The organism is Paraburkholderia polaris, assembly GCF_012927345.1.
Lineage (GTDB): Bacteria > Pseudomonadota > Gammaproteobacteria > Burkholderiales > Burkholderiaceae > Paraburkholderia > Paraburkholderia polaris.
In genome coordinates this window covers 24,372-49,010 of the sequence record NZ_JABBGJ010000005.1, presented here as the reverse complement: position 1 = coordinate 49,010, position 24,639 = coordinate 24,372, and the positions used below count along the sequence as shown (strand labels likewise).

The window sequence follows — 24,639 nt, the reverse complement described above, 5'->3', positions numbered from 1 at the left end:
GCAGGGCGGTTACCCCACATCCAGCACCAGAAGCTGTGCCCCATCGGCGACCTGATCGCCAACCGCATAGAGCACTTCCTTCACCGTCCCTGCCGCCGGTGCGCCGATCGTGTGCTCCATCTTCATCGCTTCCATCACGATCAGCGGCGTGCCCTTCTCCACCACCGTGCCCGGTTCGACCAGCACTGCGATCACCTTGCCCGGCATCGGCGCGGTCAAACGGCCTTCGCCGCCTTCAGCATCCGCCGCATGTGCGAGCAGGTTCTGCCACTCGAACGCCAGCGCCTCGCCGAGGCAGAACACGTGGAACGTATCGCCATCGATGAAAACGCGCCCTGTTACCCGCGCATCGCCGATCGTTGCGCGGTATTCGTGCTCTCCTGTGCCACCCGACCAGGTGAAGTCCTCGCGCACGCCGTCGTGTTCGAGCGTTTGCGTGGCGCCGTCGCGGGCAAACGTGACCGTGAAAACGCTTTCATTGTCAGCGTTGCTGTCGACATTGCGCCAGCCGAGCGTCTGCGTATAGCCGCTGTTCAGGCGCCAGTGCGATAGTGCATCCCACGGCGACGCGCCATGCGCGGTGCCGCCTTCGCGCGTCAGCAACGCCGCGCAGGCAAGCGCCAGGGCTTCCTTGAAGGGCTTCTTGACAGGCGCGAACAAGGTATCGTGATGACGCTCGATCAACCCCGTATCGAGATCGCCGGTTGCGAAAGGTTCACTCGTGACGATGCGCTGCAGGAACTCGACGTTGGTGTGCGGACCGACCACTTCGCAGGCACGCAGCGCGCGATTCAGACGCGCGAGCGCCTCTTCACGCGTCGCGCCGTGAACAATCAGCTTGGCGATCATCGGATCGTAGAACGGCGTAATGGTGTCGCCTTCGCGCACGCCGCTGTCGATGCGTACCGGCGCTTTGCGGCCCGGCTCGCCGATGGAGAATTCAACGCCTTCCGGCATGCGCAGATGCTTGAGCGTGCCCGTCGACGGCAGAAAGCCGCGTGCGGGATGCTCGGCGTAGATACGTGCTTCGATCGCGTGGCCGTCGATTGTCAGCTGTTGCTGCGTGAGCGGCAGCGGTTCGTCCGCAGCAACGCGCAGTTGCCATTCCACCAGGTCCTGCCCCGTCACCATTTCCGTGACCGGATGCTCCACCTGCAGGCGCGTGTTCATCTCCATGAAGTAGAAATCGCCCGTGCCGGTCATGATGAACTCGACCGTGCCCGCGCCGACGTAATTCACCGCACGCGCGGCGGCCACGGCCGCTTCGCCCATCTCGCGCTTGATGTCCGCGGACAACCCCGGCGCGGGTGCCTCTTCCAGCACTTTCTGATGGCGCCGTTGCACCGAGCAGTCGCGGTCGAACAGATACACCGCGCCGCCATGACGGTCCGCGAACACCTGCACTTCCACGTGACGCGGCCGCGTCAGATACTTTTCGATCAGCACGCGATCGTTGCCGAAACTACTGGCCGCTTCGCGTTTGCACGATGCCAATGCCGCCGTGAAGTCTTCAGTGCGCTCGACGACGCGCATGCCCTTGCCGCCGCCACCCGCGCTCGCCTTCAGCAAGACCGGATAACCGATCGCATCGGCTTCGCGATGCAGCAGCTGCGGATCCTGATCGTCGCCGTGATAACCCGGCACGAGCGGCACGGCGGCCGCATGCATCAGCGCCTTCGCGGCTGCTTTCGAGCCCATCGCGGCAATTGCTTCGACCGGCGGTCCAATGAAGACGATGCCGGCCGCTTCGCAGGCCTGCGCGAAGTCTTCATTTTCCGACAGGAAGCCATAACCCGGATGCACGGCCTGCGCACCGGTGGCGCGCGCGGCTTCAATAATGCGCTCGAAGCGCAGATAGCTTTCCGCCGCGGTCGATCCGCCGATATGCACTGCCTCGTCGCAGGCGGCCACGTGTTTCGCATTGGCGTCTGCATCGGAATACACGGCCACACTCGCGATACCGAGCCGCTTGCAGGTCGCGGCGACGCGGCACGCAATCTCGCCGCGGTTGGCAATCAGGATCTTGTTGAACATGAGGTGTCTCGGTGATTGTCCCGTTCGGGGCTGTGTTGTTCTGGTGGAGGCCTGCATGCGCCTCGGAATAGGTGCCTTCGTGGCGCTTCAACTGCGCCAGGACGGCGTGCGCTTTTCGAGGAACGACGCGACGCCTTCACGGCCTTCCGTACCGGCTCGCGTGCGCGCGATGCGGGCCGCCGTGTCCTCGATCATGGCCTCGTTCAACTCGCGGCCGGCGATGTCCTGCACGAGTTGCTTGCAGGCACGCACCGCTTGCGGGCCGTTTGCGCAAAGCGTTTCAGCGAGCTGCTGCACGGTCGTGTCGAGTTGCTCCGCGCTGACCGCTTCGCTGACGAGGCCGAGGCGCAACGCCGTCGCGCAATCGAACTGCTCCGCGGTCGTGAAATAGCGCCGCGACGCCTGCTCGCCCAACGCGCGGATCACGTACGGCGCGATGGTTGCCGGGATCAGACCGAGACGCGCTTCCGAGAGGCAAAAACGTGCGCTCTCCACCGCAACGACGATATCGCACGCCGAGATCAGACCCATGCCGCCCGCGTACGCGTCGCCGTTCACGCGCGCGATCACCGGCTTGTTGCAGCGATAGATCGACGACAGCATGTTCGCCAGCAGCATTGCGTCGGCGCGGTTCTCGTCGTCCGAGTAGCCGGCCATCTTCTTCATCCAGTTCAGGTCGGCGCCCGCGCAGAACGCTTTACCGTTCGCGGCGAGCACGACCGCGCGCACGTCGTCGCGCGCGTTCAAGGCCGTGAAGGCCGAAGTCACTTCGGCGATCATCGTTTCGTTGAACGCATTGCGTACGTCCGGCCGGTTCAACGTGACCGTGGCGATCTGACCAGCGAAAGCGACATTCAGCGTTTCGTATTGCATCGTTGCAGCTCCTCTCTCGTAGCGCTCTGTCACATTCTGAACACGCCGAAACGCGTGTCTTCGATCGGCGCGTTCATCGTCGCCGAGAGGCCGAGACCGAGCACGTCGCGCGTTTGCGCCGGATCGATCACGCCGTCGTCCCACAGACGCGCGCTGGCGTAGTACGGGTGCCCCTGGTGCTCGTATTGATCGCGGATCGGCTGCTTGAACGCCTCTTCCTCTTCGGCGCTCCATGAACCGCCCTTGCCTTCGATGCCGTCTCGCTTGACCGTGGCCAGCACCGACGCCGCCTGCTCGCCGCCCATCACCGAAATGCGCGCGTTCGGCCACATCCACAGAAAGCGCGGCGAATACGCGCGGCCGCACATGCCATAGTTGCCTGCCCCGAACGACCCGCCGATGATCACCGTGAACTTCGGCACCTTCGCCGTGGCCACAGCCGTCACCATCTTCGCCCCATTACGGGCGATGCCTTCGTTTTCGTACTTGCGGCCGACCATGAAACCCGTGATGTTCTGCAGGAATACCAGCGGAATCTTGCGCTGGCAGCACAGCTCGATGAAGTGCGCGCCCTTGAGCGCCGACTCCGAAAACAGAATGCCGTTGTTCGCGATGATGCCGACCGGATGCCCCCAGATATGCGCGAAGCCAGTCACGAGCGTGGTGCCGTAGCGGGCCTTGAATTCGTCGAAAGCGGAATCGTCGACGATGCGCGCGATCACCTCGCGGATATCGAACGGCTTGCGCGTGTCGACCGGAATCACGCCGTACATGCTCTTCACGTCATAGCGCGGCGGCTTCGGTTCCTGCAACGCCACCGGCACCTGCTTCGTGCGATTCAGGTTGCCGACGATGCTGCGCGCAATGCCCAACGCATGTGCGTCGTTCTGCGCGAGATGATCGACCACGCCCGACAGACGCGTATGCACGTCGCCGCCGCCGAGGTCTTCCGCGCTCACCACTTCACCGGTTGCGGCTTTCACCAAAGGCGGACCGCCGAGGAAAATCGTCCCTTGATTCTTGACGATGATCGATTCATCGCTCATGGCGGGCACATAGGCGCCGCCCGCCGTGCACGAGCCCATCACGACGGCGATTTGCGGAATGCCTGCCGCGGACAGATTCGCCTGGTTAAAGAAGATGCGGCCGAAGTGATCGCGATCCGGGAACACGTCATCCTGATTCGGCAGATTCGCACCGCCCGAGTCGACCAGGTAGACACACGGCAAATGGTTTTCGGCGGCGATTTCCTGCGCCCGCACGTGCTTTTTCACGGTGACAGGATAGTAAGTGCCGCCTTTGACCGTCGCGTCATTGCAGACGATCACGCACTCCTGCCCCGCGATGCGGCCAATGCCGGTAATCACACCCGCGCCCGGCGCATCGTTGTGATACATGCCGTAGGCCGCAAGTTGCGAGAACTCGAGAAACGGTGTGCCCGGATCGAGCAGTTTCTCGATGCGATCACGCGGCAGCAGTTTGCCGCGGCCCGTATGTTTGTCGCGCGCCGCTTGCCCGCCGCCCAGCGCGAGTTTCTCGATCTTCGCGCGAAGATCGGCGACCAGCGCTTCGAGCGCCGCCGCATTGGTGCGGAAGTCGTCCGAGCGCGGATTCAACTTTGATTCGATGATCGGCATTGCTTGGCTTCTCCTGTGTCGATCGGAGTTAGCGCTTTAGCGCCTACTCCGATCCCATGCAAGGTGGTTGCTATCGCCGCTTTTTGTAGGCCTGCAGTGACGCGCTGCATTGGGTCGTGCGCTGTAGTGCGCCGTGGGCTGCAGTGGTCGGCAGTGATCCCGCGGTGCTCCGCAGTGATTGGTCAGGCAGCACGTTGCGCAGTGCTGTGGCTCAAGCCGTTTCGGCGAACAGTTCGCGGCCAATCAGCATGCGACGGATTTCGCTCGTGCCCGCGCCGATTTCATAGAGCTTGGCATCGCGCCACAGACGGCCGACCGGATACTCGTTGATATAACCATTGCCGCCGAGAATCTGGATCGCCTCGCCGGCCATCCACGTTGCTTTTTCAGCGGTGTAGAGAATCACGCCCGCGCAGTCCTTACGCACCTGGCGAATATGTCCGTTGCCGAGCGTGTCGAGTTGCCGGCCCACTGCGTAGAGATACGCGCGGCACGCTTGCAGCGTGGTGTACAGATCGGCGACTTTGCCTTGAATCAGCTGGAATTCACCGATCGGCTGGCCGAACTGCTTGCGGTCGTGGATATACGGCACGACTGCGTCCATGACCGCGACCATGATGCCGGTCGGGCCGCCGGCGAGCACGGCGCGTTCGTAATCGAGGCCGCTCATCAGCACCTTCACGCCGCCGTTCAGCTGGCCGAGGATATTTTCTTCCGGCACTTCCACGTTCTCGAACACCAGTTCACCCGTATGGGAGCCACGCATGCCGAGCTTGTCGAGCTTTTGCGCGACGGAGAAGCCTTTCATACCCTTCTCGACGATAAACGCAGTAATGCCGCGCGAATTCGCTTCGAGATCGGTTTTTGCATAGACGACGAGCGTGTCGCAATCCGGGCCGTTGGTGATCCACATCTTCGTGCCGTTCAGCACATAGTGATCGCCCTTCTTGTCCGCGCGCAGTTTCATACTGACGACGTCCGAGCCCGCATTCGGTTCGCTCATGGCGAGTGCGCCAATGTGCTCACCGGAAACCAGCTTGGGCAGATACTTTTCCTTTTGCGCTGCCGTGCCGTTGCGATGAATCTGGTTGACGCACAGATTCGAGTGCGCGCCGTACGAGAGACCGACCGACGCAGACGCGCGCGAGATTTCTTCCATCGCGATCATGTGCGCCGTGTAGCCCATATTCGCGCCGCCGTATTCCTCCGAGACCGTCATGCCGAGCACGCCCAGGTCGCCGAATTTGCGCCACAGGTCCATGGGGAACTGATCCGACCGATCGATTTCCGCGGCACGCGGGGCGATTTCTTTGGCAGCGAATCCTGCGATGCTGTCACGCAGCATTTCGATTTCTTCACCAAGCGGGAATTGCAAACCGGGCAGGTTGCTCATTGCTGTGTCTCCAGAGTTCGTTGGCGGCCGGTTGGCCTAGGGGGCGCCGGCTCGTCTGAGTGCGGCTCAGCGGACGGCGACGGCCTTGTGGGCCGCCTTCATCGCCCCGCACGAGGCGCGAAACGTTCAAGGCGCATTTCACGCCAGATTTACGTAAGCGTCAAGCGGTATTTTTGAGTATCACTCAGAAACTGCTTGGAACGCCTTCAAAGCCGCCTATACCGTGATAGGATCGCGCTCATCGAGGCTGTTTGCCTCACAAATCTGAACTGGACTCATATGACGGTTGCCTTGAAGGCTGAGTTACCTGCCTCGCGCCGCCAACCGGCCGGGCGCAAGTCGCAGCAGCGCGTGAAGGAGATATTGCAGGCGGGGCGCGACGTGTTCTCCGAGAAGGGTTACGAGCGCGCGACGACGGCGGAGATTGCGCAGCGCCTGGGCATTTCCGAGGCGACCGTATTCAGTTATTTCCGCGGCAAGCGAGAGTTATGCGCGCGGGTGATCGGCGACTGGTACGACGAGATCATTGAAGCGATTGAGTCCGGGCTGCCGCGTGATGGCAGTGTGAGGCAGCAATTTGCTTTTATTGTGCGCACGCATTTGCGGTTGATGCTGGTCAATGGCACTGACCTGTGTGCTCTGGTGCTGTCTGAGGGCCGGGCCCGGCATCATGAACTGAGTGAGGCGTTGACCGAATTGCAGCGGCGGTATACGGCGCCCTTGATGCGGGTGTTGGCGCAGGGCCAGGAGACTGGGCAGATTCGGGCCGATATGCCATTGAGGCTGCTGCGCTCGATGGTGTTCGGGCCGATGGAGCATGTGCTTTGGGATGCTACTTTGGCTAATCGGCACACTGATATCGACGCTACCGCGGATCAGTTGATCGATGTTTTGTGGGCGGCGCTTATGCCGCCGGATTTGGCGGTTAGTGCTTTGCAACAGTTCAGGGCTGAAGTGGCTGAGGCGAACCGGCGGTTTGAGGAGGCGGCGCGGAATTGTGGGGAGGGGGGCGCCTGACGGCGGATGGTGGTTTTGGTTTTGGTTTTGGTTTTGGTTTTGGTTTTGGTTTTGGTTTTGGTTTTGGTTTTGGTTTTGGTTTTGGTTTTGGTTTTGGTTTTGGTTTTGGTTTTGGTTTTGGTTTTGGTTTTGGTTTTGGTTTTGGGTTTTTGCCCGCGCGGCGCTTGCTGTCTGTTTGCCTGCGGTGTTGGCCTCGCCTACTACTACAGGTGGACGCTGCCCGTCGCAGCCAACGGCCGGAAGAAACACGGCCGCAAGACCGTCGGCCACTATCCTGCCATGGCGCCGAGCGCGGCACGCGAACTGGCAAAAAAACAGGCGGCCATCGGCAAGCTACACAAGGAGATGTACTTTCGCTGGAAATTGGTACTTTTTCCATACGTCTCAGCCATCCTTTTTGCGTTTGCGCTACTCGGCATCTTTGGCTCCTCGCACTTCATCTGGCTCAAGAACCTTGACAGCTTCTGGTGCTATGCCGCCATCGTCTGGGGTTTCTTCCTGCTCGCGATGACCGAACAGCTTCTCGAACCGTTCAGGCGGCGCACCGAACGCAGCACCGCGTAAACGAAGCGCGGGCCGTGAGTGTTACCAGCACTCATGGCCCGCTGACCACAACCAACTCATTAGAGGAGTTGACCATGGCTGACCCCAATCTTAATGCATTGCACGCTCATCCCGAGCGACACGCCACCGTCCAGCAGCTCATGCGCTGGCGACCCTCACCCAAACCCGGCAGGGACTGGCGCACACCCACGTTCTTTCCCTGGCTGCGCATTGCCGGCAAGTGGCTTGAGCACGCCGGCTTCGAACCCGGTCAGCGCGTGAGGATCGAGGTTCACCACGGCAGGCTCGTCATCACGCCGGACTGAACAATCCCACAAACAACAAACCCGGCTCAAAGCCGGGTTTGTCTTGTTACTGCTTCTTCTGGCGCAATATCTCGCACAGATTGGCGATTAACTCTTCAGCATCTTCCCTGTAGCGTTCGTTCCACGCCGCGGCCCAATCGCTCGGGTTTCCTGCGGATTCCCACTCCGATAACGCCAAGGCATTTACTATTTCAAGCTCGAACCAACAGGCGTCATACGCAGATTTCTGCTGCTCATCTTGAGCATCATTGTCATGCAACATTTCCGATTCCCGAACGAAACGTGCGTATTCAAGATGGTCCCTTGCTGCTGTTTTAGCGCGCTCAAGTATATCGACAGCTCGCATGTCATTTCCCGTACTTGACTGTAATCACTTTGCCTTCGCTATTCGTAACTACCGAAACATTATTGACCGAATCATAGAACACTGTCGTGCCTCCACGGCTTGGTGTCGGCACGCCATTTTCGATCGTGTTCTGTATGACCGATGGCGTCAGCCCTCGATCCTGCATACGATCGAACGCGTGGCCCGCGTAGTCTGTGCCGTCTACGGCTCCCGGCGTGTTCCGCGTAGGCTGATACGCCGGATTCTTCGGTTGGTTGAACTGGTTAGATTTGCTACCCATGGGAAGCGACGCATCGGAGTTGCCGCTGTTTGATGCCTCAGCATTATCTCCTCCACTACTCAGTGTCGCATTACCGGCCCCATAGCCCGAACTCGCGAAAGATTAGCGCCCTCCTGTATTGAATTCTTTCGGGCATTTCGCAAGCGCATCGCGAACTACCGATTGAAATTCGCCGCACGCCAAGACGACCTCACCAATTTCTCTTGAATTTTCCTTGAATCCATATATCAGTTTCGCCATTTTTTCATCCTCGATTAAGAAAACATAGTGCCCTTCATCTGAAAGACTTTCTGCCGATACAAGATGGGTGAAGTCGCTACTTTCCGCAGCAGAGTCCATGGAAGGAAATGCGCGCTCACAAAGCTCACGGTAAGCATCCGACGGTGGGCGATGAAACAAATCTGCATCTTCGACGGAGTTTTTCATGCAATACAAGCGCGCAAGCATGCTCAAGTCAACTCCCAACGTTGAGCGATTGGACCAAATTAGCTCACCTCCCATGAAATAGCCTAAGCATCCATTTGCGAAGTCAGGCGTTGACCAAAGGTCAACCGCATCGCACCAGATTGCAAACGAGTCCGGGTTTCCAGATAGCATTTATTTTCCTTTAAATCCGAGAGCCCGCTTTACATCAATTGGAATCTTCGAAACGTTTAAAGGTGCAGAGGAATCCCCTGTTGCACCTGACCAATGGTACACACCGGTTCCGTCAGAGAAAAACCGATTGATGTTGCCGTTCGAGTCGATGGCATACCGAACGCCTTCACCACCCGGGACAGACGAGTTAAACAGATCAAGCGAATTTCGCGGTTCCGTTCCGGCGTTCGACCGGTTGCCATCCATCCCGGGAGTATGTTTCGAGTTCGATTTAACTTCTAGGCCGTTGTCAGCAGTAACTTGTTCAGGAATCGGAAGACGGCCATCTCTACCACTGTTCGCAAGCGTAGCAGTGTCAAGCACACTGCCCGGCGTTCCGCTCACGCTAGTTGTGGGCGCCGGTGCAGATGGGGAGTTTACCAGTACACCTTGTGTACCCGTTGTCGGCGGCTCGCCGCCCGGCATGCCAAAGACAGCATTCAGGCCGTTTGCGATGCCTTGCAGAATCAAGGCCAGTGGCGACTGTGAAAACGGGTTCCTGCTCTTGCTGTCCCCGGTCAACTGCGCTTCGTCGTCCATCGACTGGTTATACAGATGGACGTTCGATGCCATCGCTGAACCCGCCGTACCACCGACTACAGCGCCGCCTACGCCCGCGGCAAAGCGTGAGCGCGCCCGCCGCGCTGAGCTGGCCCGCGTTCGTGAGAATCGACCCGGCCGAGAGCGTCAGGTTCGCGTTAGTTGCGAACGTGCCGCTGTTGAATAGGGTCTGCACGGCCGACGCAATCAGGCTCTGGACGGCAGTGATAGACCCGGCGTTAACAAACTGTCCAGATTGCAGTGCGACGTTGCCATTGCCGCCGATTGTGCCGCCCGCACCGTTGTTGAGCAGGCCGGTCGTCGTGATGGAAACGCCATCTGCGTTTAGCGACGCAATGTGACCACCCGAATTGTCGAGCGCCGCGCTCGACGACGCGAGCGCGCCCGAGGCCTGCATCGTGCCGCCCTGGTTGATCGTCTGGCCCGCGACGTTTTCCGTCAGCGTGCTACCCGAGACGATCTGACCGCCACGGTTCGAGAGTGCGGCCGCCGTGATGGTCTGCGCGCCGCCCGACGACATGGCGCCGTTGTCGTTCGTGAGCGTGCCCGCGGTGCGTGCGTCGAGCGAGCCGCCCGCGGTCGTGGTCGCGCCCGACAGGTTCAGGTCGCCGCCGTTTGCCGCAAGCACAAGCGCGCCGCTAGCAGAGTTCGTCGCGCCCGCGAGATTGACCGCCACGCCGGTGACGCTTGCATTACCGCCCGCGACATTCCTGCCTGACGTGACGACAGTGCCGGACGCGTTCACATTCAGGTCGCCCGTCTGCGCGAGCGAGCCGTCGCCGTTCACACCAGATGCGAGCGTGCCGGTCGAACTCAATGAACCGGCGTTTGCTGCCGTGTTCTGCTGCGCGGCAATCATGCCGCTGTTGGTCAGCGCTCCCGACGCGGAGAGGTTAGCGTTCTGCTGCGCGTAGGTCGTGCCGCTGTTGTCGATGTCCTGTGCGCTCGCAACGATGTTGCCGCTTGCATTCGTCTGGCCCGCCAGTACCAGCTTGCCCGCCGATGTCAGCACGAGGTCGCCAGCATTGGCTGCTAATACACCTTTCAGGGAGACCCCGACCCCTGCCTCAGTACCAACGAGTACGATACGATTTGCATACATTCCGCCGAGACTGCTTACGTCGATGGAGACACCCGGCGCGGAACCAGTACCCGCAATCGGCGTCACCGTGAGCGAGTCGTGGTCGATGCTGTTCGCACCAGTAACGACATTCAGGTTTTTCGCGTATATCGCAGCATTAGCCTGCACCGCACGCGCAAGCAGGTCGACCTGGTCGACATCCGATGCGTTAAGCCCCGAGCCCTGTATCGTGATATTTCCGCCCGTCACGTTGAAGTCCGAGAGGGAGCCGTCCGGTGCGAAGTTGGGCGTTCCTGTCGTCAGGATTGCGCGCGACGTGTTCACGAATCCGCCGCCGTTTACGCTGATACCCGAACCGTTGGCAATCACGACTTCGGCGCGTTGTCCCGCGACTTCCAGGTGCCCGTTGATCTGGCTCGCCGCGCTGCTGTTGACCTGGTTGACGATGACGCGCGCGGACTGACCGGGGCCGAAATTCGGATTCCCGTTAATCATGCCCGCCTGCTGTGTCTGCACCATCACAGGCGAGTTGTTCAGGATCGCGCCTTTCTGCTGCACGTCGAACTGGCCGTAGGTATTCATCGAAACGCCTGCACCAGACGCCCGGTTGATGTTCACCTGGTCAAGTCCGTTGGGGGTTTGCACGACTGAAGGGGCGTCTGCGCCACCCGGTGCGATCTGAGCGCCTGACCACGACGGAAGCGCGCCGAGTAGCGCGAGCACGCCAAGCGCGATACGGTGCATCGCAAAACCATGTGCCACGTTGGGTGTACCCGCCAGCGTGCGCCTCGTAACGGCAGTATCGCCGTTAGCTTTGCCCGTCGCCGTGGCCGATTCCTCGACGGCAACAAGCATTCCTCTCAACCGGCTGTACACCAGTCTGAATGCATTCCGGTTCATTTTGTTCTGTAGTACGGATTAGAAAGGGTCCGTAAGCTACAGAACGACTTAGGCGACATGTGTCAAGAATCGTCACAGTTCGCACCCGCACAACGTTTGACGCAAAATAGGTTTTGTCTGATTGTGCGCTTGGCGGATTCAACCGGTCGATGCAACACCTCTGTTCCAATACGGAAATGGAGAGTGGAGCACGATGGGACGACAAAGAAGACCGTGGTTGAACAGCGCGCAGAAGGCCGAAATCTGGAAGCTATGGCGCGAGGGCGAGTCGCTTAGTGCAATCGCGCGGATGCTCGAGCGCCAGCCGAGTGCGGTTTATCACGTTGTGAACAGGAATGGCGGGATTTCCCCGCCCGCCCGCACACGATCTGCGCGAGCGCTGACGCTGGCCGAACGCGAGGAGATATCGCGGGCCCTTGTCGCACGCAGAACGATGGGGCAGATTGCACTGCAACTGGGACGCTCGAAATCGACCATCAGCCGGGAGATCGGGCGCAATGGCGGTATTCACAGGTATCGGGCGCACGAGGCCGATGCGAACGCCTGGGAGCGTGCACGGCGGCCCAAGGTGTGTGCGTTGTCGGGCAATGCGCGCCTGCGCCGGCTGGTGGCGGCCAAGCTCAAATTAAAATGGGCTCCTGTACAGATAGCGGGGTGGCTCAAGCGCGAGTTCCGGGTCAACAAGGACATGCAGATATCTCACGAGACGATTTACCGGAGCCTGTTCATCCAGGCGCGCGGGGTGCTTAAAAAGGAACTGGTCGAGCATCTTCGTACGAACCGTACGATGCGCCAGGCGAAGAGCGCCTCGGCAAGCGGACAGAACCGGGGCAAGATAGTCGGGGCAGTGTCGATCAGCGAAAGGCCAGCTGAGGTGGAAGACCGTGCGGTACCCGGCCATTGGGAAGGCGATCTGCTGGCGGGCTCGAATAACACCTACATTCTTTCTTTGGGCGGCAAAGAAAGTAAGTGCCTGCCCCGCACAGGGGCGAACGCTAATAGACCAGTAACAATTCAAGGAAAAGCACCAAACCCAGAAGCAAAGACAAAAAACGCGCCGAAGGCAAAAAACACAACCAAATGCGTTAATCTACCTCTCCCGGCGAAGCCAACCAAAGAGGCAAAAAATGCCATCCCCGAAAACCGGCAAAATCCGAATCGGCATAGGCGGTTGGACCTATGCCCCCTGGCGAGGCACGTTCTACCCATCAGACCTCACGCAAAGCCGCGAACTCGAGCACGCGAGCAAAAACCTCACATCGATAGAAATCAACGGCACTTTTTACGGCTTGCAAAAACCGGCAAGCTACGAGAAGTGGTATCAGGAAACGCCGGAAGATTTCGTCTTCTCGCTAAAAGCCCCCCGCTACGCAACAAACCGAAAAATCCTGGCAGACGCCAACGAAACCATCGAACGCTTCTTCGCCAGCGGCGTGCTGCTGCTAAAACAGAAACTCGGCCCAATCAACTGGCAATTCGCACCCACCAAAAAGTTCGACCCGGAAGACTTCGAAGCCTTCCTGAAACTGCTGCCCGCCAGCATAGAAGGCCAAAAGCTAAGACACGCAATCGAAGTCCGCAACGACACCTTCAAGACCTCCGAATTCATCGCGCTAGCCAGAAAGTACAAAATCGCCGTCGTGCTGGCAGCCGACAGCGATTACCCGCAAATCGCCGACATCACGGCGCCATTCGTCTACGCCCGCATCATGGGGACAAGCGACAAACAGGCCAAAGGCTATTCGACCAAGGCCCTCGACGCCTGGGTCGAACGCGCCCGCCAACTCGCGGCAGGCACGACGCCGGACGACCTGGAAACCTCAGCCGCGGCCCCCGCAAAAGCCACGGCGCGCGACGTCTACCTCTATGTCATCAGCGGCTTCAAGGAACGCAATCCGGCAGCCGCCATGGCGCTGATCAAACGCCTCGAATAACGATCATCCGCCCCACACGCGCGAGTGTCATAATCCCGGCAGCCAGTCAACGCATCGACACTCACACATTCAGGCCGCGAGGCTACCTCAACATCCAAGGTCCGGGAGAATATTTTGAGCGCCATCGACAATCCTTTGCACGATCAGGAAGTCGGCTCGGCCGACGCCACCCAAGACACCACGCGCATCGACGACGTTCGTATCGGCGCGGTACGTCCGCTGATTTCCCCCGCCCTGCTGCAAGATGAATTGCCTGTGCCGCCGTCGGTGCAGACGCTCGTCGAGAAAACCCGCGCGGAAATCGCCGACATTCTGCACGGCCGTGACGACCGGCTCGTGATGATCGTCGGCCCGTGTTCGATTCACGATCACGACCAGGCCGTCGAATACGCCCGTAAGCTCAAGGTCGCGGCACAGACCTACAAGGACGATCTGCTGATCGTCATGCGGGTCTACTTCGAAAAACCGCGCACAACGGTAGGCTGGAAAGGCTATATCAACGACCCACGTCTCGATGGCAGCTTCCGCATCAACGAAGGTCTGCGTCTCGCACGGCAACTGCTGCTCGATATCAACGGTCTCGGCCTGCCCACGGCCACCGAATTTCTCGACTTGCTCAGCCCGCAATACATCGCGGATCTGATCGCGTGGGGTGCGATCGGCGCGCGCACGACTGAGAGCCAGAGTCACCGGCAGCTCGCGTCGGGTTTGAGCTGCCCGATCGGCTTCAAGAACGGCACGGACGGCGGTGTGCAAATCGCCGCGGACGCAATCGTTGCGGCGCGCGCGAGTCACGCGTTCATGGGTATGACCAAGATGGGTATGGCGGCAATCTTCGAGACGCGTGGCAATGACGATGCACACGTTATCTTGCGCGGTGGCAAGAATGGTCCGAATTACGACAGCGCGTCCGTCGAAGCAACCTGCGCGGCGCTCAAATCAGCAAGCCTGCGCGAGCAGGTCATGATCGACTGTTCGCATGCGAACTCAGGCAAATCGCATTTGCGTCAACTGGAGGTGGTGCAGGATCTGGCGCAGCAACTCTCGCAGCGCGAGCGCCGCATCATCGGCGTCATGCTCGAAAGTCATCTGGAAGAAGGCCGTCAGGATCTGAAAGCCGGTGTGCCGCTACGTTACGGCGTATCGATTACGGACGCCTGCGTAAGCTGGGCGCAAACCGAACCGGTGCTCGAGACCCTGGCCGAAGCGACCCGGAAACGACGCGCGGGCTGAACTCGCCGACGCGGCCTGCACGATCTCGCGCAACCAACAACCGGAACCACGGCCGGGAGGCGAGCGTGCATGACGCAAAACCTGAAGCAATCAACGGCAGCGTAAGCACCAACCAAGGCACCAACGCGCACCACACGCGCCGCACCAACCGCCGATTAAACCCGCTCACCGGGGTTGGGCAGCGCGTGATTCCTCACGCCCGATGCATCGGGCGCCGCGCGCTATAGCAACGCGCGTGGATGCTCCGGCGCAAGGCGCGTTGCATTACGACGCGTTGACGGCTTCCTTGAAAGCCTTGCCGGCGGTGAACTTCACCGTCTTGGCTGCAGCGATCTGGATCTCGGCACCGGTCGACGGATTGCGGCCGACGCGTGCTGCGCGTGCGCCGGTCGAGAAAGAACCGAAACCGACCAGTTGCACCGTATCACCACCCACCACGGCTTTGGTCACCGCTTCGACGATAGCGTCGATGGTTTGGCCGGTGGCCGCTTTGCTTTCGCCCGTCGCTGCGGCGACTGCATCAATCAGTTCCTGTTTGTTCATAGCACTTCCCGTATGGTAATCATGGAAACGGCGCCACATCTGTTGCGCCGGGACCGACACACTAACGCATAGGCGCGTATTCGCGCAAACCTTGGGTGTAAGCCTTGTATCACCCGCCCAGCGGCAATTTGACGTTTTTTTGTCCCAAAGTGCTATAAGAATCGCGCTCTTACGCGTTTCTCCCGCTTTACGGCTCTCTGCGGCGTATCACAATCCGTTGCAATTTCAGTGCTTTAGCGGCGCCAAACCCGCTGCAGCCACGCTTTTTTACTATCGTATGCGGGATCGCAAAGATTCCGCATTGAGCACCGCACCGCGCTCAACAATAAATAATCCGGGAAAAATAAAACGATGAAAATTCTCCAGATTGCAACATAGCGATGCTCGTCACATGGTCTTGCGCCACCGCGACGGCTACCGACACCGCCTGCGCAACGCTGGTCGGCACGACGAATCCGGCCATGCCGCAGAGCTTCCGGGTACCCAGGACTCGCTAGCGGAGGTGCCCGCACCACTAGCGAATCCGGAAGTCATACCACGCCCTAAGTCGAGTTTCCGCAGATCTCGTGCAAGCTTACGCGGCATAAATGACCCATGACCGACTCGGCCGCCGGGCGTATTTACCGCCCGTTTAACCGGCGCGCTTCATTTCCATTGAAATCGCCCTCAAGGTCCCACCAGCGCTGCCGATATACAAAGCTGCGTATGCGGCGCAACGTTACAGGGACGGGAATGGTTCGGTTAGCCAGATTGAGGGAAGCGCTGTCGGTCGCGGAAGGCGACCCTGAACTCGTGCGCTCGCAACTCCAGGCATTCGGCCGCCAGATACCGCTGCTCTATTTCATCCTGATCGTGAACACGATGGCCGTGGCTGTCACACATCTGGGATCGGCGCCGGCATGGTTGTCCATCTACTTTCCGGTGGCGCTCTGCACGCTGTGCATCATCCGTTGTGTGCGCTGGTGGCGCGTCCGGCACCGGGTTCTGACACACGATAAGGCCGTCCCCGAACTGCGCAAGGTAATCTGGCTCACGGGCATCCTCGGCGGCGCCTTCAGCAGTTGGTCGGTCCTGCTGTTTCCCTACGGCTCCGCCCCTGAACAGGCACAAGTCGCGTTTTACATGGCGACGACGTTGGTCGGTTGCGTGTTCTGCCTGATGCATCTGCGGGCGGCCGCCCTGCTTCTGCTCTCGATCGTCATCCTAAGCTTTGCGACGTTTCTGGTTTACACGCACTCTTGTGTCTTCATCGCGATGGCCGTCGACATGGCACTGGTCGGCGTCGCCCTCGCCTTTATCATCGAACTGTATTACCGGAGTTTCGCCGGCGTAGTGCACGCGCAGCGCGAATTGCAGGTGAGCCAGAAAAAAACGCAAAGACTCAGCGACGACAACTTCCGGCTCGCGAGCATCGACAGCCTGACCGACCTACCCAACCGGCGCAGCTTCTTCGCCTCGCTGCACGCGCTATCCGAACAGGCGCCCGGAATCGGTGGTGGCTTTAATGTCGGGCTGATCGATCTCGACGGCTTCAAACAGGTCAACGATATCTACGGACATGCAAGCGGCGATCTCGTGCTGCAGGAAGTCGGCGTGCGACTGTTGGCGCTCGCCGAGCCAGGCCTCTTCTTCGCGCGCCTGGGCGGCGACGAATTCGGCGTGCTGGCCCAGCACAAACTGGCAAACGAGACGCTCGTCGAGTTGGGCGAGCGCATCTGCGATGCGCTCGCCCAGCCGTATCGGGTGGCCGGCAATGTCGCCGAATTGACAGGAACGATCGGCTGGGCAGCGTTTCCGGAAGCAGGCACGACAGTCCAGCAGGTTTTCGAACGCGCCGACGCGGCTTTGTACGTCGGCAAGGAAGGCCGCCGCGGCACGCCGGTGATCTTCTCGACGGAACATGAGACGCGAATCCGCCGCTCGAGTCTCGTCGCCCAGGAACTCCGCCATGCGGACCTGGAGTCCGAACTGTTCCTTGAGTTTCAGCCGATTTACGACGTGCTCACACAACGCACCATCGGCATGGAGGCGCTCGGGCGATGGCACAACGCGCGGCTAGGCGCAGTCAAGCCAGAGGAATTCATTCGGATTGCCGAGCGTACCGAACTGATTCTTCGCGTCACTGAAGTGCTGCTGCGCAAAGCGCTCGAGGAAGTATCGCGCTGGCCGTCCGATCTCTATCTGTCGTTCAATCTCTCCGCGATCGATATTTCGACTTCGCCACGCGCTCGCCGCCTCGTCGATATCGTGCTGGGCAGCGGCGTGCCCGCGCATCGCGTCAACTTCGAGATCACGGAAACCGCGGTCACGCGCGATTTCGAACAGGCCCACTGCTCGCTCACGATGATCAAGCAAGCCGGCTGCCGCGTCTCGCTCGACGATTTCGGCACTGGTTATTCGAGCCTCAGCTATGTGCATCGCCTGCCCTTCGATACGATCAAGATCGACCGCAGCTTCATGACCGACGTGGATTCCAATAGTGCGTCCAAGAAGATCGTCAAGTCGGTGCTCGATCTGTGCAGAAACCTCGGACTCGAATGCATCGTGGAAGGACTCGAATCGTCATCACAAGCCGAGGTCGTCAAGGCGCTGGGCGCTCGCGCGGTGCAGGGCTTTCTGTTCGGCAAACCGATGCGGGCGAGCGCCGTTTCGATCTATTTGCAAGCGGCGCTCGGGCAGGTGCATGCCGTAGAAGCGTAAGCGCTCGCCTTCCCGTCTCTCGCGCGAATCAGCACGACACGCTCACGCCAGGCGCAAGACGCACGCGGATGACACGGCACGACTAACCTGACGCAGCACTGTATTCCAGCTTCGGATACCAGTCGCTGCCGCGGCCACCAGGTGTCATGTCGAGCACCGTCCAGATCGGCATCACATCGGGTGCGCCGCGCGGATCCTGACCCGGGTCCGCTGTCGATGGTCCCATTTCCTCGGCCCAGAAGTGCCGCACCGTGCCGCCTGAACGCGTGAACACGTTGAAGGCTGGGTGATCGTCGCCGTCCGGATCTTCGGCGGCGTAGTCGCGGTTGAAGGTGTTGCCGCCTGACGAATACAGCCGCAGATGTCGCCAGCCGCGCTCTTTCTTGAATGCCACCAGCTTGTCGATCGGCGAGCGGCCGATCACGGCAAAAGCCACGCGTTGCAGTATGTCGGGCATTTCACCGTCGTAAGCGCTCAGGAGCGAGGTGCACATCGGACAGGGCCGCGTGCGCTGCGGGCCGAACATCCAGTTGTAGGTGACGAGGGTGTCATGCGCGCCGAACATCTCCGCGAGCGTCACCGTGCCCGTTTCGCCCTCGAAGCGATAGTCCTGCGGCACGGCACCGCCGGGCGGCAACGCGCGGCGCTGCGCGGCAACGCGTTCGATATGACGGCGCAACTCGATTTCCTCGGCCAGCAGCTCGTTGCGCGCACTGCGATATTCGGCGCTCTCGCCCGGAAACCGGCGAGGCGAGTCAGCCAGCAGCCGGGCCGGTTTCAACGTTTGTGCGGATGGGTCTACTTCAGTCATCAGCCACCTCCTGGTACGGTAACAAGGATTAAGGGCACGACAGCGGCAGGGCATGGCGCGGCGCAACCGCGAGTGCATTTATTGCCCTTATATATCCACGACGAACGGCTTGCCGGCAAATCGACAACGCCAGTGAATTATTTTGCAGCCCGTTCGCGATGGCACTCGAGCGCTGCCGTTCGACATGCGGACGAAGTTCGGACGAAACCCGGATAAGCCGTGGGAAACCCATGAACGACACACTGACAACGATCGAAACCGCATTGCAAGGTATCCTTTGCCGATACAGCATGCGCGCGCCGACGCACTATTGCACCGTCACGGCGCCCGCTGCGCCGCTTTTGAGGATGCACCATGCCGCTTCGTCTGCCACCCTTGCCCGCGCTTCGCTTCTTCGAGGCGGCCGGCAGGCATCAGAGTTTCAAGCTTGCCGCCGCGGAACTGAACGTCACGCCGAGCGCGATCAGTCACGGCATCGTTGGCCTTGAGCAATCACTCGGCGTCGAACTGTTCGTGCGCGAGCCGCGCGGAATTTCGCTCACGGCGGCGGGCGCCGATTATCTGTCGTACGTATCCGAAGCGTTTTCGCTGATCGCGATCGGTACGCAACGCCTGCCGAACCACCGCGCGAATCGCCCGATCGCGCTGAGTTGCGCGCCCACGCTAGCCTCGCGCTGGCTGCTGCCGCGTCTCGCCGGATTTCGCGCGCGCTGGCCGGATGCGAACGTCACTGTCGATACATCGCACCGTCAGGTCGGCTTTCCCGTCGACGGTTTCGATTTCGCCATTCGCCTGAGCCGCGCCCCGGTCGCGGGGACCGCCTGGACGCGTCTGTTCGGCGAACGCCTGGTGCCGGTGTGCAGCCCCGCTTACGCGGACAATTTGCGCGACGAGCACGGCCACGTGGATCTGCGCCACGCGACGCTCATTCACGTGAACTCGGCAAGCGAGGACTGGCAGGCGTGGTTCGACGGGGTCGCCATCGACGGGGTCGCCTTAGACGGGACCGCCCTAGACGGGACCGCCATCGACGGTATCGACTTGAACAATGGGTTGCGCGTCGACACGATCCAGCTCGCTTTCGAAGCTGCGAGCATGGGCCTCGGCGTCGCGCTCGGCCGACGGCCGCTGGTGGACCGCGATCTCGCGACCGGCGCACTCGTCGAAGCCTGTCCACAAACGATCGCCTCCTCCACGGCGTATTGGTTGGTCAGCGCGCAAAACGCGGATAGCGCGGAAAATCGCCCGGAACTATTCGATTTCAAGCGGTGGCTGCTCAGTGAGGCTGAGCCATTCGCCAATCCATCTGGTGGCGACAACGCGTGATTGCGCCGCGCCAACCACTGAACCGCGCTTTCGACCTGAACAGGTGAGCCGCGCTCACCTGTCGTCAAAATCTTTTCTTTTGCCGCTTCTGACGCTCGCTGCGACCATGGTGTCGAAGGAGATCAGAACCATGTCCACGACAAATAGCAAACGCTTCACCTTCCCGTTGAGTCAAACGACGCTCGTGATCATCGCCGGCGCGCTGATTCTGAGCGCCGCAATGGGCATCCGGCAGACCTTCGGCCTCTTCATCGGGCCGTTCTCATTCGACCGCGGCCTGCCCGTCACACTGATCGCTTTCGCCATCGCGCTGCACAACCTGGTGTGGGGCTTCGCGCAACCGTTCGCAGGCGCCGCCGCGGATCGCTATGGCTCGGCGCCGGTGGTCGCGTTCGGCGCGACGACATTTGCAGCGGGCCTGGGCGTCGCGGCGGTCGCGCCCTCAGGCCCGATGCTGATCGTCGGTATGGGTCTTCTGGTCGGGATCGGCGTGAGTTGCACGACGTTTGGCGTGGTCTTGCCGGCAGTCGGCCGCATCGCTTCCCCAGAAAAACGCAGCATGGCGATGGGCCTTGTCAGTGCAGGTGGCTCGGCAGGACAGGTGCTGATGATCCCGCTCGTGCAGAGCATTCGACTCAGCTCGGGCATCGCCACATCCCTCTTCGTGCTGGCCTTCGTAATGCTGCTGATCGCGCCGCTCGGCATCGTGCTCGATCGGCGCACGAGTGTCGGCATGCACCCCCAGGAACCGGCCGCTGCGCCGCTTCGCAAAGTGCTCGCTCAGGCAGTCCGGCATCGCGGCTATCGACTCCTGACACTCGGCTTCTTCACTTGTGGATTTCAACTCGCGTTTATCGCTACCCATCTGCCTGAATATCTGACGCTCTGTCACATGCCTGTCGGGATGGGTGCCACGGCGCTGGCGCTGATCGGCCTGTTCAACATGGCGGGCAGTTGGGGCTGCGGCTGGCTCGGCGGCCGGTTCCGGCAGCACCACGTACTCGGCTGGCTCTACCTCATTCGAAGCGTGACGATCGGCGCCTTCTTCCTGTTGCCGAAGACCTCCACGTCGGTCGTCATCTTCGCGGCCGTGATGGGTCTGACCTGGCTCGGTACCGTGCCGCTCACGAGCGGACTCGTGGCGAAAGTGTTCGGCACACGGCACCTCGGCAGCCTCTTTGGCGTCTGCTTTCTGAGCCACCAGATCGGCTCGTTTCTGGGTGCGTGGCTAGGCGGCCTGGTGTTCGATCTGACCGGGTCGTATTCGTTGCTATGGGAAGCAACAGTCGCCGCCGGACTCATCGCCGCGATGCTGCACTTCCCGATCGACGACAAGGCCGTCAGCACGCCGGCAATTCGATCCGAGCCGGTGCGTGCGTGAGGGTGTTCGATCACGAGCAAGGCTGCGTGAGCAGGTATCCGCGCGCATCGCGCGCCGCGAGTCCGCTGCTCGCTGCTCGCTGCTCGCTGCACAGATGCTACTTTCGCGGCGCGTCCGCCGCCGCTTTCGGCACGCGCCCCATCAGATAGAACTCGTCGTTCGGGCGCATTGAAATGACGTTGGCCATGCGGTTCGACAAGCCGAAAAATGCCGTGATGGCTGCGATATCCCACACGTCTTCATCTGAAAAGCCATGCTCGCGCAGCGTCTGAAAATCGGCATCGTCGACCGTGCCGGATTCGCGGCAGACCTTCAGCGCAAAGTCGAGCATCGCCTTCTGGCGCGGCGTGATATCCGCCTTACGATGATTGACGGCCACCTGATCCGCAAGCAACGGCGCTTTTTCGTAAATACGCAGAATCGCGCCGTGTGCGACCACGCAATACAGGCACTGATTCACTGCACTCGTGGCGACGACGATCATCTCGCGCTCGCCTTTGCTTAAGCCGCCCTCTTTCAGCATCAACGCGTCGTGGTACGCAAAAAACGCGCGGAATTCATCTGGCCGATGCGCCAGCGTGAGAAACACGTTCGGGACAAAACCGGCTTTTTCCTGCACTTCGAGGATCCGGGCACGGATGTCGTCCGGCCATTCGCCCGGCTCGGGCACGGGGTAGCGGCTGATTGGCTGAAGGTTTGCCATGCGGTCTCTCCGTCGTATCTGTATGTGTACGACGATTGTAGCAACCGTGCCGCGGAACACGGCATGAGCGACCCGATTACCCGTAGCTCGCCTTCCAGAAGCACACGTAATGCTGTATTTTCGATGGATCAATTCTCGAAGACCGAGAGGGTCCATGGATCGCCTGGAGGCAATGTCAATTCTGGTGGCCGCGGTGGAGACCGGCAGTTTTTCGGCCGCGAGCCGCAAACTGGGCACACCGCTCCCCACCGTCAGCCGTAAAGTCGCCGAGCTCGAAGCGCATCTGAACGCGCGGCTGCTGGTGCGCTCCACGCGCAAGCTGACCTTGACGGACGCAGGCGCGGCCTACCTCGCCGCCTGCAAGCAGATCCTCGAACAGGTGAGCGAAGCCGAAAGCGCGGCCGCAGGCGAGTACAGCACGCCGCGCGGCGAACTCGTCGTCACGGCGCCGATGGTGTTCGGACGCCTGCATCTGCTGCCCATCATCAACGATTTCCTCGCAACGTTCCCGGCGATCGCCGTGCGTCTGGTGCTGGCTGACCGCACGCTGCATCTGCTCGACGAACATATCGACGTCGCGTTGCGCATCGGCAAGCTGCCCGACAGCAGCATGATCGCGACCCAGGTCGGCACGGTGGTCCGGGTGGTCTGCGCCAGTCCGCGTTACCTCGCGCAAGCCGGCAAGCCGGACACGCCCGCCGATCTCGCCCACTTCGCTTGCGTGAATGTCGACTCGTTGCCGTCCGGGCCGATCTGGACTTTCGCGCCGCACGGCGCGAAACAGCAAGCCGTGCCGATCCGTCCGCGCCTGTCCGTCAATACCGCGGAAGCCGCCATCGACGCGGCTATCGCAGGTGTAAGGCCTCACGCACGTACTCTCTTACCAGGCCGCGCGGGCCGTCGAAGAAGGCAAGCTGCAACTGGTGCTGCGCAAATTCGAGCCCGAACCGATCCCGGTCAGCCTGATGCACGCGGGGCAAGGGCCATTGCCGCTGAAAACGCGCAGTTTTATCGACTTCGCGGTGCCGCGCTTGCGCGCTGCGCTGAGCGGCGACAAGGACAGGCTGCACGGGGGCAGCGCGGCGCGCGTAATCGTCCCGCCCTCTTGAATCTTTGCGGGCGTTTAGCCCTCCCCGTAGCGCCCTTTTTCCAACCTGTGCTTAAATCTGCCTTTCGTGCTGTCGCGTTCGTACCGGGCGACTGAACGAGCCGTGTGGTCGCCCGCTGCCCCGCGGGAACCCGCCACGCATGACGTGTTCGCAACAGACGCGGACCGGGCGCCGATTGTTTCAAATCCTTTCATTGCATCAAGAGGAGCTTGGTTGTGTGGCATTTTCCCGTTGCTATTCCACCCTCGCTGGGCGTGTGGGCCGTGTTCATGAGCGTGCTCATCACGCAACTCGGCATGCCGATTCCAGCGGCGCCGATGCTGATCCTCGGCGGAACCATGGCGGCGATGGGACAGACCTCTTACGCCAGCGTCATTGGCGCCGCCGTCGTCGCGACGCTGATTGCGGATTCGCTGTGGTTCTTCACCGGGCGGGCATACGGCCGGCGGTTGCTGAACCAGCTGGTGCGCTTCTCACTCTCGCTCGACACCACCGTGCGCGTCGCACGCAATACCTATGAACGGTACGGCGCCCCGATCCTCACCGTCGCGAAGTTCCTGCCCGGCCTCGGTCTGATCTCGGCGCCGCTGCTCGGCACCACGCCAATCAACGTCGGCGTGTTTCTGCTGTGGGATTTTGTCGGCGCGGCGCTGTGGGCCAGCGTATGGGTGGTCGGCGGCGCAGCGCTTCACGATCAGATCGTGCAGCTCGTTCTGCTCGTGCGCCATCACGGCGGCACGATTTTCGACGCGTTCGCGGCGATCTTCGTTGCCGTGCTCCTCTATCGCTGTGTACGCCGCTGGCAGTTTCGCCGCTGGCTCGCACATATACGCATCTCGCCGGACCAGCTCGACGAATTGATGAAGTCCAATGAGCCGCCGCTGATTCTCGATGCCCGGCCGCACAGCATACGCGTGAAAGAATCGCACCGGATCACGGGCGCGCAGTTACTGGACCTCGATTCGCCCGAGCCACTGCATCCCGAGTTGCTGAAGCGGCCGATTGTCGTCTACTGTGTCTGTCCTAACGAAGCGACCGCCAAGCGGATCATCAACCAGCTGCATCGGAAGAATATCCATCACGTAAAAGCGCTCAAGGGCGGCCTCGACGCATGGGAAAAACGCGGCTATCCGGTCGAGCCATTGCCACCTGACTTCGCGACGGCGATGGCCCATATGTCGGAAGACGAAGGCAACGAGGGCGAATACACCGTGCGGGCCAGATTGGCGAAGTGACTTCGCGCGCCACCGCCTGATGTGGAAGATGAAGCTT

Annotated in this window: 20 protein-coding genes and 3 pseudogenes; 11 read left to right on the top strand and 12 right to left on the bottom strand. The window is 60.9% G+C overall.

Annotated features, from left to right (window positions below):
* Positions 1-9 precede the first annotated feature (9 nt).
* The 4 genes from HHL24_RS05515 to HHL24_RS05500 all read right to left on the bottom strand — a co-directional run bounded on the left by HHL24_RS05515 (position 10) and on the right by HHL24_RS05500 (position 5,937).
* A complete protein-coding gene (locus tag HHL24_RS05515) occupies positions 10-2,034 on the bottom strand; it encodes an acetyl/propionyl/methylcrotonyl-CoA carboxylase subunit alpha (RefSeq protein WP_169484502.1) in 2,025 nt (674 codons plus the stop codon).
* 87 nt (positions 2,035-2,121) lie between these two features.
* Positions 2,122-2,907 (bottom strand): enoyl-CoA hydratase/isomerase family protein, encoded by a 786-nt coding sequence (locus HHL24_RS05510; protein WP_169484501.1) that lies wholly within the window; start codon positions 2,905-2,907, stop codon positions 2,122-2,124.
* A gap of 29 nt (positions 2,908-2,936) precedes the next feature.
* Complete coding sequence (locus tag HHL24_RS05505; protein ID WP_169484500.1) at positions 2,937-4,544, bottom strand: carboxyl transferase domain-containing protein; 1,608 nt, start codon at positions 4,542-4,544, stop codon at positions 2,937-2,939.
* 211 nt (positions 4,545-4,755) lie between these two features.
* The gene (locus HHL24_RS05500; RefSeq protein ID WP_169484499.1) at positions 4,756-5,937 is read right to left on the bottom strand and encodes an isovaleryl-CoA dehydrogenase; all 1,182 of its coding nucleotides are present in this window, start codon (positions 5,935-5,937) and stop codon (positions 4,756-4,758) included.
* Positions 5,938-6,216: 279 nt separating this feature from the next.
* On the opposite strand from HHL24_RS05500, the gene HHL24_RS05495 reads away from it, so the two are divergent.
* The 3 genes from HHL24_RS05495 (at position 6,217) to HHL24_RS05485 (ending at position 7,823) form a co-directional block, all read left to right on the top strand.
* On the top strand, positions 6,217-6,954 hold the full coding sequence (locus HHL24_RS05495) for a TetR/AcrR family transcriptional regulator (protein ID WP_169484498.1): 738 nt from the start codon (positions 6,217-6,219) through the stop codon (positions 6,952-6,954).
* Between the two features lie 6 nt (positions 6,955-6,960).
* Positions 6,961-7,518, top strand: coding sequence for a hypothetical protein (locus tag HHL24_RS05490; protein ID WP_169484497.1), 558 nt, complete (start codon positions 6,961-6,963; stop codon positions 7,516-7,518).
* Between the two features lie 74 nt (positions 7,519-7,592).
* Positions 7,593-7,823 (top strand): SymE family type I addiction module toxin, encoded by a 231-nt coding sequence (locus tag HHL24_RS05485; protein WP_169484496.1) that lies wholly within the window; start codon positions 7,593-7,595, stop codon positions 7,821-7,823.
* Between the two features lie 46 nt (positions 7,824-7,869).
* On the opposite strand, the gene HHL24_RS05480 is transcribed toward HHL24_RS05485, so the two are convergent.
* The 4 genes and pseudogenes from HHL24_RS05480 to HHL24_RS05465 all read right to left on the bottom strand — a co-directional run.
* Positions 7,870-8,169, bottom strand: a complete 300-nt coding sequence (locus HHL24_RS05480) for a hypothetical protein (RefSeq protein ID WP_169484495.1) — start codon at positions 8,167-8,169, stop codon at positions 7,870-7,872.
* Positions 8,170-8,551: 382 nt separating this feature from the next.
* A complete protein-coding gene (locus tag HHL24_RS05475) occupies positions 8,552-9,046 on the bottom strand; it encodes an Imm42 family immunity protein (RefSeq protein ID WP_169484494.1) in 495 nt (164 codons plus the stop codon).
* Positions 9,047-9,658, bottom strand: a complete 612-nt coding sequence (locus HHL24_RS05470) for a hypothetical protein (protein ID WP_169484493.1) — start codon at positions 9,656-9,658, stop codon at positions 9,047-9,049.
* A gap of 52 nt (positions 9,659-9,710) precedes the next feature.
* A pseudogene (locus HHL24_RS05465) lies at positions 9,711-11,627 on the bottom strand (two-partner secretion domain-containing protein); the annotation flags it as partial.
* A 193-nt stretch (positions 11,628-11,820) separates the two neighbouring features.
* On the opposite strand from HHL24_RS05465, the pseudogene HHL24_RS44990 reads away from it, so the two are divergent.
* The 3 genes and pseudogenes from HHL24_RS44990 to HHL24_RS05450 all read left to right on the top strand — a co-directional run.
* Positions 11,821-12,597: pseudogene (locus HHL24_RS44990) on the top strand (IS30 family transposase); the annotation flags it as partial.
* A 157-nt stretch (positions 12,598-12,754) separates the two neighbouring features.
* On the top strand, positions 12,755-13,561 hold the full coding sequence (locus HHL24_RS05455; RefSeq protein ID WP_169484491.1) for a DUF72 domain-containing protein: 807 nt from the start codon (positions 12,755-12,757) through the stop codon (positions 13,559-13,561).
* Positions 13,562-13,675: 114 nt separating this feature from the next.
* Positions 13,676-14,794: a 3-deoxy-7-phosphoheptulonate synthase gene (locus HHL24_RS05450; RefSeq protein WP_329606587.1), complete on the top strand. Its 1,119-nt coding sequence runs from the start codon at positions 13,676-13,678 to the stop codon at positions 14,792-14,794.
* A gap of 264 nt (positions 14,795-15,058) precedes the next feature.
* Here the strand turns inward: HHL24_RS05450 and HHL24_RS05445 are convergent, their stop codons facing one another.
* Both HHL24_RS05445 and HHL24_RS05440 read right to left on the bottom strand, forming a co-directional pair.
* Positions 15,059-15,337: an HU family DNA-binding protein gene (locus tag HHL24_RS05445; protein WP_006049832.1), complete on the bottom strand. Its 279-nt coding sequence runs from the start codon at positions 15,335-15,337 to the stop codon at positions 15,059-15,061.
* Positions 15,338-15,656: 319 nt separating this feature from the next.
* Complete coding sequence (locus tag HHL24_RS05440) at positions 15,657-15,800, bottom strand: hypothetical protein (protein WP_169484490.1); 144 nt, start codon at positions 15,798-15,800, stop codon at positions 15,657-15,659.
* Between the two features lie 269 nt (positions 15,801-16,069).
* On the opposite strand from HHL24_RS05440, the gene HHL24_RS05435 reads away from it, so the two are divergent.
* Positions 16,070-18,037, top strand: coding sequence for a putative bifunctional diguanylate cyclase/phosphodiesterase (locus tag HHL24_RS05435; RefSeq protein WP_169484489.1), 1,968 nt, complete (start codon positions 16,070-16,072; stop codon positions 18,035-18,037).
* An 82-nt stretch (positions 18,038-18,119) separates the two neighbouring features.
* On the opposite strand, the gene HHL24_RS05430 is transcribed toward HHL24_RS05435, so the two are convergent.
* Positions 18,120-18,848 (bottom strand): DUF899 domain-containing protein, encoded by a 729-nt coding sequence (locus HHL24_RS05430; RefSeq protein WP_169484488.1) that lies wholly within the window; start codon positions 18,846-18,848, stop codon positions 18,120-18,122.
* A 354-nt stretch (positions 18,849-19,202) separates the two neighbouring features.
* Here HHL24_RS05430 and HHL24_RS05425 point away from each other — a divergent pair, with 354 nt between their 5' ends.
* A complete protein-coding gene (locus tag HHL24_RS05425) occupies positions 19,203-20,174 on the top strand; it encodes a LysR substrate-binding domain-containing protein (protein WP_169484487.1) in 972 nt (323 codons plus the stop codon).
* Between the two features lie 130 nt (positions 20,175-20,304).
* Positions 20,305-21,555, top strand: a complete 1,251-nt coding sequence (locus tag HHL24_RS05420) for an MFS transporter (RefSeq protein ID WP_169484486.1) — start codon at positions 20,305-20,307, stop codon at positions 21,553-21,555.
* 97 nt (positions 21,556-21,652) lie between these two features.
* Here the strand turns inward: HHL24_RS05420 and HHL24_RS05415 are convergent, their stop codons facing one another.
* Positions 21,653-22,258: a peroxidase-related enzyme gene (locus tag HHL24_RS05415; RefSeq protein ID WP_169484485.1), complete on the bottom strand. Its 606-nt coding sequence runs from the start codon at positions 22,256-22,258 to the stop codon at positions 21,653-21,655.
* A 154-nt stretch (positions 22,259-22,412) separates the two neighbouring features.
* Between HHL24_RS05415 and HHL24_RS05410 the strand changes: the two are divergent.
* Positions 22,413-23,367 (top strand): annotated as a pseudogene (locus HHL24_RS05410) (LysR family transcriptional regulator).
* A 215-nt stretch (positions 23,368-23,582) separates the two neighbouring features.
* Positions 23,583-24,602 carry a VTT domain-containing protein gene (locus HHL24_RS05405; RefSeq protein ID WP_169484484.1) on the top strand — a complete coding sequence of 340 codons (1,020 nt, stop codon included), beginning with the start codon at positions 23,583-23,585 and terminating at the stop codon, positions 24,600-24,602.
* Positions 24,603-24,639: the final 37 nt, after the last annotated feature.